Origin of the sequence: Streptomyces sp. NPDC102467, from assembly GCF_044765445.1 — a bacterium.
In the GTDB taxonomy this organism is placed as follows: domain Bacteria; phylum Actinomycetota; class Actinomycetes; order Streptomycetales; family Streptomycetaceae; genus Streptomyces.
In genome coordinates, this window is sequence record NZ_JBIWKA010000018.1 from 167,397 (window position 1) to 182,315 (window position 14,919).

At 71.2% G+C, this 14,919-nt stretch carries 14 protein-coding genes; 7 read left to right on the top strand and 7 right to left on the bottom strand.

What is annotated here, in order from left to right; genetic code table 11:
- Positions 1–40 precede the first annotated feature (40 nt).
- From ACIREE_RS33570 to ACIREE_RS33580, 3 genes are all read right to left on the bottom strand, one after another.
- Entirely contained in the window at positions 41–886 is an 846-nt protein-coding gene (locus tag ACIREE_RS33570) for a cytochrome c oxidase assembly protein (RefSeq protein WP_404160775.1), read from the bottom strand.
- The gene (locus ACIREE_RS33575; protein WP_404160777.1) at positions 886–1,440 is read right to left on the bottom strand and encodes a DUF2243 domain-containing protein; all 555 of its coding nucleotides are present in this window, start codon (positions 1,438–1,440) and stop codon (positions 886–888) included. Before ACIREE_RS33575 ends, ACIREE_RS33570 begins: the two co-directional genes overlap by 1 nt.
- 153 nt (positions 1,441–1,593) lie before the next feature.
- Complete coding sequence (locus ACIREE_RS33580; RefSeq protein WP_404160780.1) at positions 1,594–2,157, bottom strand: TetR/AcrR family transcriptional regulator; 564 nt, start codon at positions 2,155–2,157, stop codon at positions 1,594–1,596.
- A 118-nt stretch (positions 2,158–2,275) separates the two neighbouring features.
- Between ACIREE_RS33580 and ACIREE_RS33585 the strand changes: the two genes are divergently transcribed.
- From ACIREE_RS33585 to ACIREE_RS33595, 3 genes are all read left to right on the top strand, one after another.
- Positions 2,276–3,484, top strand: a complete 1,209-nt coding sequence (locus ACIREE_RS33585; RefSeq protein ID WP_404160783.1) for an MFS transporter — start codon at positions 2,276–2,278, stop codon at positions 3,482–3,484.
- Between the two features lie 198 nt (positions 3,485–3,682).
- Positions 3,683–4,507 carry a PP2C family protein-serine/threonine phosphatase gene (locus tag ACIREE_RS33590; RefSeq protein WP_404160786.1) on the top strand — a complete coding sequence of 275 codons (825 nt, stop codon included), beginning with the start codon at positions 3,683–3,685 and terminating at the stop codon, positions 4,505–4,507.
- Between the two features lie 107 nt (positions 4,508–4,614).
- Positions 4,615–5,652, top strand: coding sequence for an MASE1 domain-containing protein (locus tag ACIREE_RS33595; RefSeq protein WP_404160789.1), 1,038 nt, complete (start codon positions 4,615–4,617; stop codon positions 5,650–5,652).
- Between the two features lie 27 nt (positions 5,653–5,679).
- Here the strand turns inward: ACIREE_RS33595 and ACIREE_RS33600 are convergent, their stop codons facing one another.
- Positions 5,680–6,561, bottom strand: coding sequence for an alpha/beta fold hydrolase (locus ACIREE_RS33600; protein ID WP_404160792.1), 882 nt, complete (start codon positions 6,559–6,561; stop codon positions 5,680–5,682).
- A 151-nt stretch (positions 6,562–6,712) separates the two neighbouring features.
- Here ACIREE_RS33600 and ACIREE_RS33605 point away from each other — a divergent pair, with 151 nt between their 5' ends.
- The 4 genes from ACIREE_RS33605 to ACIREE_RS33620 all read left to right on the top strand — a co-directional run bounded on the left by ACIREE_RS33605 (position 6,713) and on the right by ACIREE_RS33620 (position 11,236).
- Positions 6,713–8,758 (top strand): BTAD domain-containing putative transcriptional regulator, encoded by a 2,046-nt coding sequence (locus ACIREE_RS33605; protein WP_404160795.1) that lies wholly within the window; start codon positions 6,713–6,715, stop codon positions 8,756–8,758.
- A 168-nt stretch (positions 8,759–8,926) separates the two neighbouring features.
- A complete protein-coding gene (locus tag ACIREE_RS33610) occupies positions 8,927–9,850 on the top strand; it encodes an SGNH/GDSL hydrolase family protein (RefSeq protein WP_404160798.1) in 924 nt (307 codons plus the stop codon).
- A 91-nt stretch (positions 9,851–9,941) separates the two neighbouring features.
- Positions 9,942–10,307, top strand: a complete 366-nt coding sequence (locus ACIREE_RS33615) for an STAS domain-containing protein (RefSeq protein ID WP_404160800.1) — start codon at positions 9,942–9,944, stop codon at positions 10,305–10,307.
- A complete protein-coding gene (locus tag ACIREE_RS33620) occupies positions 10,304–11,236 on the top strand; it encodes an anti-sigma factor RsbA family regulatory protein (RefSeq protein ID WP_404160803.1) in 933 nt (310 codons plus the stop codon). The genes ACIREE_RS33615 and ACIREE_RS33620 overlap by 4 nt, the downstream gene beginning before the upstream one ends.
- Here the strand turns inward: ACIREE_RS33620 and ACIREE_RS33625 are convergent.
- The 3 genes from ACIREE_RS33625 to ACIREE_RS33635 are packed head-to-tail and all read right to left on the bottom strand — an operon-like array spanning position 11,221 to position 14,767.
- A complete protein-coding gene (locus tag ACIREE_RS33625; RefSeq protein ID WP_404160806.1) occupies positions 11,221–12,819 on the bottom strand; it encodes an FAD-dependent oxidoreductase in 1,599 nt (532 codons plus the stop codon). The two genes, ACIREE_RS33620 and ACIREE_RS33625, sit on opposite strands and share 16 nt — an antisense overlap.
- Entirely contained in the window at positions 12,816–13,538 is a 723-nt protein-coding gene (locus ACIREE_RS33630) for a class I SAM-dependent methyltransferase (protein ID WP_404160809.1), read from the bottom strand. The genes ACIREE_RS33625 and ACIREE_RS33630 overlap by 4 nt, the downstream gene beginning before the upstream one ends.
- A 26-nt stretch (positions 13,539–13,564) precedes the next feature.
- The gene (locus tag ACIREE_RS33635) at positions 13,565–14,767 is read right to left on the bottom strand and encodes a lycopene cyclase family protein (RefSeq protein WP_404160812.1); all 1,203 of its coding nucleotides are present in this window, start codon (positions 14,765–14,767) and stop codon (positions 13,565–13,567) included.
- Positions 14,768–14,919: the final 152 nt, after the last annotated feature.

Sequence of the window (14,919 nt, forward strand, 5' to 3'; positions counted from 1 at the left end):
CCGGTCTTCGAGGCTGGCTCAAGGCTTTCCGTGCAAGGGGTCAAGCGGCGGCCGGCCCCCGCGCAGAGGTCGCGGCAGCCCGGGGAGCGGCGCGCCGCCGGTTCCTTGTCGGGCGCCACGTGGCCACCAGCGCCGCGGCCAGCAGCAGCTCGGCGATGTCGCCGCCGTAGTACATGATCTGCGCGGCTCCTTGGACCTGGGAGACCGGCGCGTGCACGTCGATGAGGAATCCCCCGTACATCAGCTGGGAGAGCGTGGCGTGCGCCGCGACAGCGACGCCCAGGACCACCAGCCGCACCGGCACCGCCGGGCGGGCCGGTGCGGGGTCGGGGCCGGCGATCACCCAGGCGAACAGGCACCCGGACAGCAGGAAATGCGCGTGCAGGAACCAGTGCAGGACCGGCCGGCCCATCGTCGCGTTGAACAGGGGTGTGCAGTACAGCAGCGCGAGCGTCGCGGTACTCAGCACCAAGGCGGTGACCGGATGGGCGAGCGCGCGCGACGGCCGACCGTGCAGCAGAGCGCTCAGACGCCGGGCCCGCGCGGCGGGCAGCGTCCGCAGCAGCAGCGTGACCGGAGCACCCAGTACAAGAGCGAGCGGCGCGTACATCCCGATGAGCATGTGCTGGACCATGTGCCCGCGAAAGTCGCCGTGGGCGAAGGGTGCGACGGGCGGCAGCAGCGCGATACCCAGCACGGTGCACCCGCTCAGGAAACTGACCGTTCGCCAGGCCCCCCACCCCGCCGACGGGTTGCTCGTCCGTGCCCGGTGGGCGAGCACGAGGTAGCTGCCCGCGAGCACGACAACGGCCACGGCGGGAAGCACTACATCCAGCCCACCGGCCCCCGCCCCTCCGCTGTGTACGTGGTGCATGTCGCCGTTCATCAGAGCGCCCGCCCGTTCTGCTCAGGCGCGTCGGGGTCGAAGGGCCGGCCGCCGCGCTGCAGGAGGTGACCGCCGGTCAGCAGGATGAGACCCAGGAGAAGAAAGCCCATGTCCCACCAGAGCTGGTGGGAGCCTGCGCGCACGTGATGGATTCCGAGGATCTGATGGTCCAGAAGTCCTTCGACAAGGTTGAACAGGCCCCAGCCCGCCAGCATCCAGCCCCACAGCACGCGCGAGGTCCACACCCGCCGCCGATGGTGCGTCACCCGCGAGTAGAGGATGCCCAGGCCCAGCAGCACGGCGACCCAGCAGACGGTGTGGAAGATGCCGTCCCACACGGTGTTCATCTCCAGTCCGGAGACCGTGTTCGGCGCGTAGTACTTCACCCCGATGCGGTCACTGTTCGTGCTGGTCAACATGTGGTGCCACTGGAGGAGCTGGTGCAGCAGGATGCCGTCGACGAAGCCGCCCATCCCCACCCCCAGCACGAGCCCCGGTAGCTGAAGACTCCTGGGCACAGTGCTCGTACGTACCTCGTCCGTGCTGGTGGCCATCGCCCGTCCTTCCCGTAGCTGCGCCCGAACCGGCCGTAACAGACACCTGTTCCCCCGACGCGGCAACCTTTCACGGCGGAGGGCCCGTTCGGGCGCGTGGGAGAAGGAAAGGCCGGATGCATACGGCGCCCGGCGCGTAAGTCCTGCGTCTCTTCAGCGTGTGACGCGGCGATCGATGACGGCGCTGACGATGGCCGCGACGTCCGCGCGATCCGTCGGCTGCGGGTCGACGGAGTTGTGGATGGAGAAGCCCTCGACCAGCGCGTCGAGGGCGCGGGCGGTCAGCGGGTCGAAGTGGGCGGCGAGCGACTGCCGACTCGCCTGCATCCAGGAGCGCATGACCGTACGGAGTTCGGGATGGCGGGCGGCGAAGGCGTAGAGCTCGTAGCTGAGGAGCAGGTTGCGGTCGGTGCCCCAGACCTTGCCGCAGATGATCTCGACGACGGCGTCCTGCGCTTCCTCAGGAGTGTGCGCCGCGGCCAGCAGAGCTCCGTAGGGCGTGGAGACGGACTCGGCGAGGCGGCTGAACGCCTCGGTGAGCAGGTGCTGCATGTCGTCGAAGTAGTAGGTGAGCGAACCGAGCGGCACCCCCGCCGCCGCGGCGATCTTGCGGAAGGTCACCTTCATCGCGCCGTGCTCGGCGATGACGTCGAGCGCCGCATCGAGGATGCGCTCGCGCCGCCGGGGGTCGTTGGGGCCGCGGGTGTTGCCGGTCATCTATGTGGTCCGCCTTCTCTTCTCCCCGCAACACTGAGTATGTACATTTGTACATACTCGACGTCTGCGAGACCGTCGTCAGCCTGCCCATTCTTACGAAGTCCAGCGGAGCCTCCTCTTGACAGACCGTGCCGTGCGCCGACGTCGCCAGTCCTTGTATCTCCTTTTCTTCCTCAACGGCATCACCATGTCCTCCTGGGTCACCCGCACCCCGGACGTGCGCGATCAACTGGGCGTGTCCACCGGGCAGATGGGGCTGATTCTGTTCGGCCTCTCCGTCGGATCCATGACCGGCATCCTGTGTTCCGGCCGCTGTGTGTCGCGCTTCGGTACCCGGCCGGTGATCGCACTCGGCACTCTTTTGATCATCGCGGGCACGACGGTCGTCGGCCTGGGCAGCGCCGTTCCGTCGGCGCCCGTGGTCACGGCCGGACTGTGCCTGTTCGGCGCGGGCATGGGCGCGGGCGAGGTGGCGGTCAACGTGGACGGCGCCGACGTGGAGCGGCTCGCCGGCACCGCGGTGCTGCCCACGCTGCACGGCTGCTTCAGCCTGGGCACCGTGGTGGGCGGCCTGGCCGGGATGGCGGCCACGGCCGTCGCGTTTCCCGCCCACTGGCATCTGGCCGTTGCCGCGCTGATCGCTACGGGGATCCTGATCTATGCCATGCGTGCCGTGCCGGGCGGCGTCGGCATCAGCGCCGCACGTCGGGCGCCGGGTTCGACGCCGGGTTCGACGCCGGGCTCACGGCCACAGGTCTGGAAGGACCGGAAGTTGCTGCTGATCGGAGCCATCGTGCTGGCGATGGCGCTGGCCGAGGGCGCTGCCAACGACTGGCTGCCGCTGCTCATGGTCGACGGTCACGGCCTTGACGCGACGGTGGGCTCGCTCGTCTATGTCGGGTTCGCCGCCGCGATGACGCTGGGGCGCTTCAGCGGCACGTTCTTCCTCGACCGTTTCGGGCGGACCGTCGTCGTGCGCGCGAGCGCCATATCCGGTGCCGTCGGACTCCTGTTGGTGATCTTCTCCGACAACGCGGTTCTGGCGGCAACCGCCGTCCTGTTCTGGGGACTCGGGGCCTCTCTCGGCTTCCCTGTCGCCTTGTCGGCGGCGGGCGACTCGGGCCCCGAGCAGACCGCGCGCGTCTCCCTGGTCGCCATCATCGGCTACGTCGCTTTCCTGGTCGGGCCGCCTGTCCTCGGTTTCCTCGGCGAGCACTACGGGCTGCGCTCCGCGATGGTCGTGGTGCTGGTCTTCGTCGCCTCCGCCATTCTCCTGGCCCCCGCCGTCGACACCCGCGCCCGCACTCCCGTGAAGGTCGATGCCTGATCCGGTTCAGCAGGACGGTCAGGGCCGGCGTACTTGGCGGGCCCGTGGCGGGCGGCCCCCTCGGGCTGCGGCGTGCTCCGCCTTGAGGGTGCGGTCCCGGCCCTCACCAGGCAAAGTGGAGGGCGTCTTGTGCCAGTGGCGTGCGTGGTCGACCAGGCGAACTGATGCGAGGGGCCCTCGCGGAACCCGGAGTGATCGATGTTCCGCATCGGGGCGACCGACGAAGGCGAGGAACTGCTCTCCCGGCTCGGCGCGCTGACCGCACGGGCCCGGGAACTGGCGGAGACACAGCGCTCCCAGGTCGAGCTGGCAGTGGCCCTGCAGCGCGGGATGCTGCCCCAGGACCTTCCCGGCGCGCCGGGCGTCCGGCTGGCCGTGCGCTATTCGCCGGCCAATCACGGGCTCAATGTCGGGGGAGACTGGTACGACGCCTTCGACATGCCCGACGGTCGTATCGGCCTGTCCATCGGAGACGTACAGGGGCACAACATCCAGGCTGCCGCGTTCATGGGGCAGGTGCGTGTGGGGCTGCGCGCGCTGGCCTCCGTCACGGGGGACCCAGGAGAACTCCTCAGCCGGACCAACGATCTCCTGATCTCCCTCGGCGCGGACCTCTTCGCGACCTGCACCTTCCTCCGGCTCGATCCGGCCAGCGGAATCCTGGAGTGCGCGCGGGCCGGCCACATTCCCCATATCTGGGCGACCGCCCACGGGCGGTCCGGCATCGACAACGGGGACGGCGGCCCGCCACTCGGTGTGCTCCCGGGCGCCGAGTACCCCGTCACGTGCCATCGGCTCACCGCCGGCGGCGTGTTCGTGCTGCTGACGGACGGGGTGGTGGAGGGGCCGTCGCTGAGCCTCGACGACGGCCTGGGACAGGTGAGGCGGCTCGCCGAAGTCACCGCGGCCGCGGGGCTCGGCATCGACGCTCTCGCCAATGGCGTGATGAAGCTGGCGGACACGGTGGGGCATGAGGACGACGCCGCGGTCCTGGTCGTCGGCCATGACGGCCGCACCCCATAGGGCGCCCATCGCAGGGCCGAGAGAACGCCGAGGCGTGCGGCCCGGGGCAGCCGCGTCGGACACGGACAGGGGCGCTCGCATGGCCGAGTGGCCGCGGCCGGTGTGTGATGGCTGCTGTGTTGGTGACTCGGCCGGTCCGGCTGCCCCTGGAGCCGGTCCTCAAGGCATTGGCCGTGGCCGCCTGCTACTACGTGGCCGGGCGCCTCGGCCTGCTGGGCCGGGTCGTCGTCGAGGGAGTGGTGGTCACCCCCATCTGGCCGCCCACCGGCGTCGCCGTCGCCGCCCTGCTGGTCTACGGCGTGCGGGTGTGGCCCGGGATCGCCCTGGGTTCCTTCCTCGTCATCGCCTCCCTCACCACTCCTCAGGTCGGCACCCTGGTCACCGTGGCGGGCAATACCGCCGGACCGCTGTGCGCGATGTGGTTTCTGCGCCGGGTCGGTTTCCGGCTCGACATCTCGCGGCTGCGGGACGGGCTTGCCCTCGTCCTCGGAGGACTCGGCGCCATGCTGGTCAGCTCCACGGCAGGAGTGGGCCTGCAGGTGCTGGGCGGGGGGCTGGAATCGGGCGAGTTCTGGTCCGTGTGGCTGGCCTGGTGGGTGGGTGACGCGATGGGCGTCCTGCTGGTCACTCCGCTTCTGCTCGTGGTGGTGGGAGCCGCGGGACGACTCCGACGGGCCGGTTGGACGGAGATGGCGTGTCTGGGCCTCACCGCCGTGATTTTGCTGCCGGTGGCCGCGCTCAGCCGGATGAGTCTGCTCTTTCTCGTGTTTCCCCTGCTGATCTGGGCGGCCCTGCGTTTCCAGTTGGCCGGAAGCATGGCGTGCGCGTTGTTCGCGTCCGTGCTGACCACGTTCGAGGCGAACGCACAGCGAGGCGCCTTCCAGAACCTGTCCGCCGTCGAAGTCATGGTCAAGCTCCAGGCCTTCAACGGCGCCACGGCGCTGACCGCTCTGCTGTTGTCCGCGATGGTCGCAGAACAGCGGGCGACGCGACGCTCGGTGCAGAACGCCTGCAACGAGCTCGGGGAAGTTCTGGAACACCTCGCCGCCGGAGAGACCCCGCCCGGATCAGCTGCCAGTCATGCGGCCGACACCCACGCCGACGACAGGACCGCGCCGCCGTCGGGCCCCCACCCGGACAGGTGAGCGGCCCGCGGTCCGCGGTGGGGTCCGTCAGCGCTCGGCGAGGGACCGGATCTCGCCCGCGATCATCTTCGGGTCCTCCTCAGCCATGAAGTGGCCGCAGGAGACCGTCCGATGCCGCAGGTCCCCGGCCCAGGCGTGCCACAGGCTCTGGGGGTGGTAGCCGAGCGCGGCGCCCCAGTCCTGCTGGAGGACGGTGACCGGCATGGCCAACCTGTTGCCGGCCGCCCGGTCGGCGGTGTCGTGGTCCACGTCCGCACCGGCGGAGGCGCGGTAGTCGGCGACGATGGAGGGCACGGCCGCCGCCGAGGCATCGAGGTAGCGGTGGCGGACGTCGGCGGGTATCGCGTCCGGGGAGTTTGTCCACGCGTCGAGGAAGTGGGCGAAGAAGGTGTCGGCGGACGCCTGGATCATCGCTTCCGGCAGGCCGGGGGGCTGGGCCATCAGGTACAGGTGGAAGCCGACCGCGCCGGAGACCCCGCTGAGGGCGTTCCACATGTCGAGGGTCGGCAGGATGTCCAGGAAGAGCGCCCGGGAGACCGTGTCGGGATGGTCCATGGCGGCGCGGAAGGCGACCAGGGCGCCGCGGTCGTGACCGGCCAGGGTGAAGCGGTCGTGCCCCAACTCGGCGGCGAGGCGGACGATGTCCTGGGCCATGGTCCGCTTGGAGTAGGTCTCGGGGCCGGTTTCGGCGGGCTTGTCGCTGGCTCCGTAGCCCCGCAGGTCGGGGCAGATGACGGTGTGGTCGACGGCGAGGTCGGCGGCGACGTGCCGCCACATCAGGTGGGTCTGGGGAAAACCGTGCAGCAGCACGACGGGGCTGCCGGTGCCCCCGACGGCGGCGTTCAGCGTCACGCCGTCGTCGACCCGCACGCGACGCTCGGTGAAACCGGGAATGCTCGGGTGTGTCACGGGGACTCCTACAGCTCGTGGCAGAGTGGACGCTCCGGTCCGGCGGACCGGTCGACCGGGGACGTCAGCCAGCTTCCGGGCCCCGGATCAGCGATCGATGAGTGCGTACGCGGCACCTCCGGGAACGGGCCGCCCGCGAAGGGACCGTGCGGTGGGCGTGGAGTTCGGACTACTGGGACCGGTGGCCGTCTGGGACGTCGACGGCACGCCGCTCCCGCTCGGCGCGCCCCGCCACCGGGAGGTGCTCGGACGGTTGCTGATCGCCCGCAACCGGGTGGTGCCCGTCGGCCGGCTCGTCGCGGATCTGTGGGGGGAAGAAGCCCCGTCGGGCGCGGTCGGCGCGGTCCGCACCTTCGTGGCGGCGCTGCGCCGTGCCGTGGAACCCGGGCGTCCTCCTCGGCAACCGTCCCGTCTGCTCGTCACCGACGGCCCCGGCTACGTCCTGCGCGCCGAACGCGCGGCGGTGGATGCCTGGCTGTTCGAGGACACCGCCTCGCGGGCCGCCGAAGCGCCACCGCACGCGGCGGTCGGTCTGTGGGACGAGGCGCTCGCCCGATGGCGGGGACCGGTTCTGGCGGACTTTCCCGGTGCCGCGTGGGCCGCCGCCGAACAGGCCCGGCTGGAGGCGCTGCGTCTCGACGCGGTCGAGCGGCGCGCCGACGCCTTGCTGGCGACCGGCGCCGCCCGCGACGCCGTCGCCGACCTGCGGGCCCACGTCGCCGCGCACCCGGGCCGGGAGGACGGCTGGGTCCTGTTGGCGACCGCGCTCGACCGGTCCGGGCGGCGTGGTGAAGCCCTGGAGAGTCTGCGTCAGGCCCGCGGCGCCCTCGCCGATGGGGGCGGCGGGCACGGCCCCGGGCCCGCGCTGGCCCGTATCGAAGCGCGCGTTCTCAGCGGCGCGGCCGGCTCCGCGACCGAGCCCACCGGAGTGGCGGACGGTGTCTGGCACCGGGCGTCGGCCGCGTGGGAGCGCTCGGTGCCCGCCCGGTCCCGGTCCCGGCTGCACGCCACCGCGGGACTGCTGCGCGACCTCGCGGTGACCGGCGCCGACGGACTGGAGGCGGCGCGCGAGCACCGGCGGGACCTGGTCGCGGCCGCCGAGACGACCGGCGACGACGAACTGGTGGCCAGGATCATCGGCTCCTACGACGTGCCGGCGCTGTGGACCCGCGCCGATGATCCGGCGGAAGCCGGTGCGCTGTCCCGGGCCGCCGCTCGTGCCGCCGCGCGGCTCGGCCCCGACGGACCGCCCGCCCTGCGCGCCCGGCTGCTGTCGGTCGTCGCGGTCGAGTCACGTGGCGACGCCGCCGCCGACGCGCCGCTGCCCCGAGCGGCGGACGCGCCCGCCGCCGAACCATGGCGGCTGCGCGCCGAACGCGCCGCCGACGAGGCCGTCCGCATCGCCCGGCGTCTCGCGGATCCCGCGCTGCTCACCTTCGCCCTCAACGGCGCCTTCATGCAGTCGTTCGCCACGTGCGGATCGGCCGCACGCCGTGCTGCGCTCGGCGGTGAACTGGCCCGGCTGGCCGGGGACCACCACCTACCCGGCCACGAGGTACTGGGGCGCCTGATCCGCCTCCAGGCATGCGCCGGACGCGGCGACTTCGCGGCGGCCGACGCCGAGGCCGAGGAGATCGACCGGCTAGCGCACCGCAACGAACGGCCGCTCGCGGGGGTGTTCACGTCCTGGTACCAGGCTCTGCGCAGCTGTGAGACAGACGGTTGGGCGGCGGCCCGCTCCCGGTACGCGAAGCTGCTCGAGACGACGGCGAACTGCGGTATGCCCGGCCTCATCGGGGGAGCGGCCGCCCTCGTCGCGCTGGTCCCGGTCATGCGGGGCGACGCCCTGCCCGACCCCGACGACTTCGCCCACCTCGACGCCGGCCCCTACCAGCCGTGGCTCGACCCCCTGCTGCTGGCCGCCTCCGGCGCCACGGAGCAGGCCCGCCGAGCGCTCGCCGTCGTCCCCCGCCCTCCGCACGACCTCCTCCAGGAGGCACTCTGGTGTGTACTCGCCCGAGCCGCGGCGGCGGTGGGACACGAGCCGGTCCTGCGCCGCGCCCGCGACGAACTCGCCGTAGCAGCCGATGAGTTGGCAGGCGGTGGCAGTGGCATCATCTCCTTCGGCCCCATCGCACACCACCTCGGGGCAGCTGAAAGAGCAGCCGAAAGAGCCGCCGGAAGAGCCTTCGACTGAGTTCGCCCGAGCGCTGGTCTAACGGTCTACTGGCCGGTATACAGACGAGGTTGGGGTCCGCCGGGCACGAGCCGCCGAGCGACCGGGTGGTGCCTGCGAAGGTCTCATGCCCGTGGTCGCCGCTGCCCGTTCCGTGGACTGTCAGGGTTTCAGGGGAGGGGCATGATCATGCATCGGACGCATGCGGACAAGGCCGTATCGAAGAGACGTAGAGCCATGGTGCTCGCTGTGCTGAGCAGTTGCGCGCTCACCGTCGGCATCACCGGGACGGCCTCCGCCACGACGACCTCCGCCACGGCGGGGAAGCAGCACGGAACACCCCGCACGAACTATGTCGCGCTGGGCGACTCCTACACCTCCGGGCCCCTGATCCCCCTTCAGGTCGACGCGAACTGCGCCCGGTCCGACCACAACTACCCCTCGCTCACCGCGAGAGAGCGCGAGGTCACCTCGTTCACGGACGTCAGCTGCGGCGGCGCGACGACCGCCGAGATGTGGCAGGCGCAGGGGACCAACGGACCCCAACTGGATGCGGTGAAGCGCGACACCGACCTGGTGACCGTGCAGATCGGCGGCAACGACGTCGGCTTCGGCTCGATCATCAGCACGTGTGCCGGACTCAGTTCGCAGGACCCGTCGGGCAACCCCTGCCAGCAGCACTACGGGTCGGCGGGCTATGACCAGTTGACACTGGAGATCCTCCGGACGGCACCCAAGGTCGCCCGGGTACTGAAGGCGGTGCACACCAAGGCACCCCATGCCCGCGTGGTCGTCGTCGGCTACCCCGACCTCCTTCCCGACGACGGCACCGGCTGCTATCCGTCCGTCCCGTTCGCCGCGAAGGACTTCCCGTACTTGCGGAACACGGAGAAGCGCCTCAACGTCATGTTGCGCGCGGTGGCACTCCTGAACCGGGCCGACTACGTCGACACGTATGGTCCGACGGTGGGACACGACATGTGCAAGGCGCCCGCCGACCGCTGGATCGAGCCGCTGCGCCCGACCTCGCCGGCCGCTCCGGCACACCCCAACGCCAAGGGCCAGGAGGCCATGGCGCAGGCGCTCGCGAAGACGCTGGGAAGGCGCCGGTAGGGGGCCGGTAGGGGGCCGGCTCAGCCGGCGGGTGCGGTGTCCGGGCTCCGGGGTACAGTCCAGGGCATCGCAAGGGGAATGGGGGGGCGAGGTGACCGAGCCGCACGCAAGGTATCCGTCGGCAGGCGAAGGCGGCACCCGTGCGGCCGAATTACGGTTCCGTCCCCTGACGAGCCGCACCGGACTGCACGTGGCCGGGGAGATCTGTCTGCCCACGCACCCTGCGTGGGAGCGGGCCCTGGAACGCGTGGTCCAGCGACAGGACGGGGACGCGTACCTCCTGGAGCTCTCGGCCGTGACCTTCGTCGACATGGCCGGGACCGAGGCTCTGGCCTTCGCCGCCCAACGCCTGGACCGCGGCCGACGCCTCGTTCTCGTCCGCCCGCCGGCCAGTCTGAGCCGCCTGCTGGAACTGTTCTGGCCCGACCTGCCCGCCATTGAGGTGGCCGCCGCATGAGCACCGTGTCCGCACCCCGCCCCTTCGACCACCCTGCGCTCTTCTACCGGGACGAGCAGGAGTACCTGGCGGGCACCGTGCCGTTCGTCCGGGACGGGCTGGCCGCCGGTGACCCCGTGGCGGTGGCGGTGCCCGGAGCCAATCTCGCCCTCATCCGTGCCGAACTGGGCGAGCAGGCCCGGGAGGTGCGCCTCCTCGACATGACGCGTGCCGGTCGCAACCCCGGGCGGATCATCCCCCGAGTGCTGCGCGCCTTCGCCGACAGCCATCCCCGGCGGCGGCCGCGCATCATCGGCGAGCCGATCTGGGCCGGTCGCACCGAGGCCGAGTACCCGGCCTGCGCCCAGCACGAGGCACTGATCAACCTGGCGTTCCAGGGGAGAGAGGCAACGATTCTCTGCCCCTACGACGCGACGCGGCTGGCCGAGTCGGTCCTCGCCGACGCTCACGTCACGCACCCCACGATCATCCGGTCGGGCGCCCAGGCCGACAGCACGGCCTACGCTCCGGAAGCCCTGGTCGCCCGCTACAACCAGCCCCTGAAGGCACCGGCCGGCGTGATGGCGACGGCTTACACGGGGGCAACGCTGGCCGCCGTCCGGCAGCACGCGACCCGCTGGGCGGCCGACCTCGGCCTGCCCGGGTCCCGCCTGGACGACTTCGAGCTGGCCGTCGCCGAACTGACGACGAACAGCGTGGTGCATGCAGGGGGGCAGGGCGCACTGCGGATCTGGGCCCAGAACCAGCACGTCATCTGCGAGGTCCATGACGCCGGCCTCCTCGACGACCCGCTCGCCGGCCGCCGCCTGCCGGCCGGGGACCAGCGCGGCGGGCGCGGACTCCTGCTGGTGAACGTGGTGGCCGACCTGGTACGTGTCCACAGCGCCTCGGACCAGGGGACGACCACGCACGTCTACTTCCGCTGCTGATTTTTACCGTGTCCGGCGCCGGACCCTGGTTCGGATGCTGCTCCCCAGCGTGCGAGCCGCCGCAACAGAGCGTTCCGTCCGCGACGGGGCACGGTCCACAACTCATGGCCCTGGAGCTGCCATTGCCCGAGCAGCGCATTGGCCGCGAGCATGCCGCTGGTCGCGGCCCGTTCCATCAATGCCACCGGCAGTTCGGTGCGCACCAGGTCACCGGCGATCATGAGGGAGGGGTTGGAGGTGCGAACGGTGGGACGGGCGTCATATCCGGCCACGGCGAACATGGGGCAGTCCTGGCGCCATTCGTGCCGGGAATCGATGACGCGCGCCGCGCGCGTCTCTGGATAGAGCAGATGCAACTGGTCGACGAGGCGCTGTTGCTCGGCAGGCCGATCGGCGTTGTCCGCGAGGGCGTAGGCGTGCAGTTCGACGACTGATCCCCCCGTGCGACGCGACCAGTTCTGTGCCTCGTGCTCCCACCGCTCCAGCACACTGACGTTGTCGAGGCCGGCGTAGCCGCTGGTCCCGAGAAAGCCCGCCCGGTCAGCGGCGACCGGACGGTCGAGCCACAGCCGGGAGACGAGAAAGGCAGGCGCGGTGCGCAGCCGTGCGATGCGGGCGTACCAGCCTTCGTCGGCCAGGCCAGGACTGCGCCGGATCAGCTGTTGCAGACCGTGGGTGTCGAGGGCGAGTACGCAGGCGTCGTACTGGTGAGTGTGTGTCCCCGCGTCCAGGCGGAAACCGCCGCCGGGGGACGAGGTGACGCGGTCGACCGGTTCGGATACGCGCAGATCGACGCCGAGCTTCTCCAGGTAGTGGGCCAGGGGGTCCCACAGCGCCGTCGGAAAGGGGTCGTTGGGCACGTCGAACAGAAGCCCTTCGGCGGATCCCAGGAAGTAGATGTGGAACATCAGCGCCATCTCGGCCGCCGACAGCAGGCGCGGATCAGCGAAGAAGCTGCGCGAGAACACTTCGAAGGCCAGGTGGTGAGCGGCCTGGGGAAAGCGGATCGAGGCCAGCAAACTGTGCGCGCTGACCGCGTCCAACTGGTCGTAGACCTCCGGGACGCGTACATCCATGAGCGGAAGCGCCGCCCGCGCGTTCATACGGGGCAGGTCGCCGAGGGTGAACGTGGGGCTGGAGAAGGCAAATCCCATGGCGCTCCACGGCGGGGTCCGCGGGACTCGCCGGAAGCTGTCCCGCATCCCGCTCGCGTGCCACAGCGGGTAGTCGGGCAGCCGCGTCAGCCTCTCCAGATGCGGATCGGTCCGGCGCAGCAGAGCGCGCAGGTTGTAGTACTGACGGAAGAAGGCGTGGAAGCCGCGGCTCATGGTGGCTGACGAGCCGTCGGCGAGCTGTGTGCTCCAGCCGGCCAGGCGCCCGCCGAGCGTGGCCTCGCGTTCGAAGAGGGTGACCCGCACTCCGCGTTCGGCCAGCGCGACGGCGGCCGCGAGGCCGGCGATTCCCCCGCCGATGACGGCCGTCGACGGCGGCGTGCCGGTGGCCCCGGACGATCCGGGTGCGGGCGGCACACGGACTGCCCGGCGGTCCAGTGCGCCCGGCGGCAGATGGTGCTGGTGCCTCATGCGCGGGTCCCTTCGTCCGCTGCCCGGCCGACGATGGTGTGTGTGATACCGGTCTGCCAGCCGGGCAGCGGCACGATGCGTACCTGGGTGAATCCCGCGGTCGCCAGCCGCTCGGCGAAGAGGTCGGCGGTGTCGAACTCGATGACGCTGCGCCACAGATGCCGGTACAAAGCACCGTCGCCCAGAACGGTGGTGACCGGCATCAGCCCGGCGCAGACTGTCGACCACAGGGCGCGATGGCGGCGCTTGCCGCTGAGCGTGTAGTCGTGAACGGCCAGTCTGCCGCCCGGAGCGAGCACGCCTCGCACCGCGGACAGGACCTCGGCCGGGTCGGCTGTGTTGCGGAACAGGTAGGCGGCGAAGACCGCGTCGAAAGGGCCTCTCACATCTGCTTCGGCCAGGCGCTCCGCCGGTGTATGGACGAAGGTGACGCTGCGGGGCCAGTGTTTGGCTTCGGCCCGTTCCAGCATTCCTGCGGAGGCGTCCACGGCGGTGATCTCCGCTTCAGGCAGTACGGACAGAAGGGCGGCGGTCGACGCCCCCGTGCCGCATCCCAGATCCAGCACGCGCAGACCTCGTCCGCGGTCCGGGTAGCCCAGACGGCGCACCGAGCGCCGCAGCTGCGCGTGGTAGCCGGGGTTGGCCCGCACGAGGGCGTCGTAGCTGCGCGCGGCGTGGTCGAAGGCCCGGGCGAGGGGAGCGTCGCGCAGAGTGGGCATGGTTCTCCTTGGCAAAACCCGGCAGGTCAGGGCGTGGGGGAGGGGCGCAGAGGGCGGGACGGGAGCGTCACCGCGCTGCGCAGGAGGGGCAGGACCGGGCTGTTCAGACCGATGGACAGATCCTCGTACAGGGTGGTGGCGCCGTCGAGGAAGCGCAGCAGCCGCTCGGTGGGGACACGCGAGAACAGCCGTGTGAAGAAGGCCGCCCCGTCGAGCCGGCCGCTGGCCAGGGCGTGCAGCAGGATCGCGTCCATCGTGTGCGACCGCTTGGAGTGCGGGGCCGGCGGCAGCGGACGGCGCCCCGCGAGGAGGGCGGTGGCGATCGATGCCGTCTGGCGCTGGATGGCGGTGAAGGTGTAGCCCGTCGACGGACGGGTGGCGCCGCCGGCCGCGCCGATCCTGAACACCGACCCACCGACCTGGCGCGCGAACCGGGCATCGGTCATGGGGATGACGCCTTCCTCGCGCGCCTCGACGTCGAAGTCGCGGATACCGAGCACCTCGTGCAGATACGTGCGCAGGGCGCGGTCGTAGCAGTCGGCAGGCAGGAGCGAAGCCGAGAACTGCGTGTACTCCACCAGTGCGGTCCGGGGGCCGGTGGGCAGTACGTAGCTGAAGGCCAGGCCGCGCTCCGGCTGCGGCGTGCGGAAATCCATCAACTCGACGGAGCCCGGGTCGAAGGCCGGACGCGGCGTGCGCACGAACCAGCCGCGGAAATGCTGCAGCAGCGTCGTGCGGGCCCGTGGGAGGCTGCCCAGCGGCCGTGAGTCGAAGACCCAGCGCGCCGACAGGCTTTCGGGCCGGCCCTCAGGAGTGCGCACCAGCACGCGAGCACCGTCCGTGCTCCCTTCGACGGCCTCCACCGTGGCCTCCGTACGGGCAAGTCCGTGCCCGCCCGCCAGCCGTCGCGCGATCACCGCTTCGAAGTCGGTGGAGCGGATCATCTTGTACTGCAGAGAGCCCGTGCTCGCATCCACCAGATGCCCGTCGGGGCTGCGCACCCGCAGGTGGTTCCAGGCCGCCGTGACCGCCTCGTCGTAGCGGCCCGCCCCGTTCTCCCAGAAGCACCAGGTCCGAGGAGCCGGCCGCAGGGGGCCGGCGGGCGCCTGGATCAGCCGCACGGAAAGAGCGGACTTCGCGGACTGCCCTGCCGCGGTGCACAACCGCTCCGCCAGCGACAGCCCCGCGGCTCCCGCGCCGATGATCACCACGTCCGACCGCACACTCACCTCCGGCGTATGGACCGCCTGGTTCGAGAAGATCTTCCGCCTGCTCCAAGGAACTCTTCCGGTCCGCGATCGATCACGGATGCACCGGTCCGTTGATCCGGACGGCGCCGGAAACCGGGCAAAGAATGGCGATTGTTCCGGTTGCCGCGGCG